General features: G+C 60.4%; 2 protein-coding genes and 1 pseudogene. All 3 read right to left on the bottom strand.

The genetic code is table 11. The annotated features are described in order from the left end of the window. A pseudogene (locus V6C07_RS08940) lies at positions 1 to 213 on the bottom strand (bifunctional diaminohydroxyphosphoribosylaminopyrimidine deaminase/5-amino-6-(5-phosphoribosylamino)uracil reductase RibD); the annotation flags it as partial. Positions 214 to 215: 2 nt separating this feature from the next. Further along, entirely contained in the window at positions 216 to 692 is a 477-nt protein-coding gene (locus V6C07_RS08935) for a deoxycytidylate deaminase (protein WP_333536054.1), read from the bottom strand. 463 nt (positions 693 to 1155) lie between these two features. Further along, positions 1156 to 1894: serine hydroxymethyltransferase (locus tag V6C07_RS08930; RefSeq protein ID WP_333536052.1), on the bottom strand; the 739-nt coding region annotated here is incomplete at its 5' end.

Genomic DNA, 1894 nt, shown 5'->3' with positions numbered 1-1894 from the left:
TTGCGCCGGGTCGACCCCGCGCGCGGCGGCGTCATTGAGGCAGTCCACTTCGGCATGAGCCTTGCCGAAGGCGTGGTGCCAGCCTCTGGCGACGACCTGACCATCGCGCACAAGAACAGCCCCTACCATAGGGTTGGGGCAGGTCTTCCAGCGGCCTTGCTGCGCCAGCGCAATGGCTTCACGCATAAAGGGAGTGTAATCCAGTTCAGACATGGCTACTCCGGCTGGGGGCTTATGGCGGGCGGGGTGAAGTCCAGCCTTTCCAGTTGAACCCCGGCTTCAGCGAGCATGGTGGCGGCAAGCTCGTCAGGGTAGTGCTCGGCGTAATAGATACGCCTTATACCACAATTGATAAGCATTTTGCTGCACTGCACGCAGGGATGCGTGGTGCAGTACAGTTCGGCTCCGCTGATATTTATGCCGTGTACGGCCGCCTGAATGATAACGTTCTGCTCCGCATGCAGCCCCCGGCATATTTCGTGTCTCTGGCCGGAGGGGATGCCCAGCTGCTCGCGCAGGCAGCCCACTTCAAGGCAATGGGGAACCCCGGCGGGAGCGCCGTTGTAACCGGTGGCAAGAATGCGCTTGTCCTTCACGGCCACAGCCCCTACCCGCCGCCGGGTGCACGTGGAGCGCCCGCTGACAAGGTAGGTGATGTTCATGAAGTATTGGGGCCAGGGCAATCTTTGCATGGGATATCCGTTAAATTTTTCGCTAGTGTACATAGTGGAAGCGTAAAAGCCAAGCCAACGGTTCGCGCTTTCGGCACAAGGGGTTTTCGGCGGGACGGCACGCGGAATCTGTTGCGGCATCCCGCATGTTGCGCAGGCCAATGGTCCACAGACCCCGCGTTGCGCAACGGCGGCCCAGAGGCCGATAGCCTCCGGGCCGCAGGGTCGCTGCAGATACTGTCTGCCTGTGCGCCCTGCCGGGCGCCTGACGGCTTTATCCCGCGTGGCAGCAAAGGCTGTCTGACCTGAAATGACATTCAGGCATTGTTGGACCGTCCGGCCAATTCAATCGCCCGGGCCTTGCAGAGCTGATGCTTCACAAGGCCCGGATGTTTTTTGCACACAAGCTGAAGCCCTGTCAGAGCCGTTCAGCAGTAAAGCGCTCTGGCCGAAAACCTTTGAAAGGGCAGCCCATTAAAGGTGATCAGGCAAGATGGGCAAACAGCGGGAACTGATGGGCGAATTCTTCAACGTTTTTGCGAATTTTTTCAAGTTCCGCAGCGTTATCCCGTTTTTCAAGCGCCGTGATGATAAACCGGGCCACGGTGCGCATGTTGTCCTGCTTCATGCCGCGCGTGGTAAGGGCGGCAGTACCCAGGCGTATGCCGGAGGTAACAAAGGGCGAGCGCGTCTCAAAAGGAACCGTGTTCTTGTTGACCGTGATGCCCGCCGTGTCCAGGGCGATTTCAGCGTCCTTGCCGGTGATATCCTTGCCGGTCAGGTCAATGAGCATCAGGTGATTGTCCGTACCGCCGGAAACAAGGTCATAGCCCGCTTCCATAAGGCATGAAGCCAGGGTGGCGGCGTTATCCAGAACCTGCCGCTGGTACAGCTTGAAGGCGGGATGCAGGGCTTCGCCCAGAGCCACGGCCTTGGCCGCGATGACGTGCATGAGCGGGCCGCCCTGAATGCCGGGGAATATCTGGCTGTTCAGGGTTTTGCCCATATCTTCAGTGGACAGTATCATGCCGCCGCGGGGGCCGCGCAGGGTTTTGTGCGTGGTCGTGGTGGGGATGTGAGCGTGCGGAACCGGTCTTTGGTGCAGGCCGGCGGCCACAAGACCCGCGATGTGGGCCATGTCCACCACGAGTTTCGCTTCCACCTCATCGGCAATGGCGCGGAAGCGGGCAAAGTCAATGGCGCGGGGGTAGGCGCTGGCGCCC

It is taken from the genome of Desulfovibrio sp. 1214_IL3152 (assembly GCF_036763055.1).
Lineage (GTDB): Bacteria > Desulfobacterota > Desulfovibrionia > Desulfovibrionales > Desulfovibrionaceae > Desulfovibrio.
The sequence above is the reverse complement of the archived record's forward strand: the minus strand, read 5'-3'. Positions and strand labels throughout refer to the sequence as shown.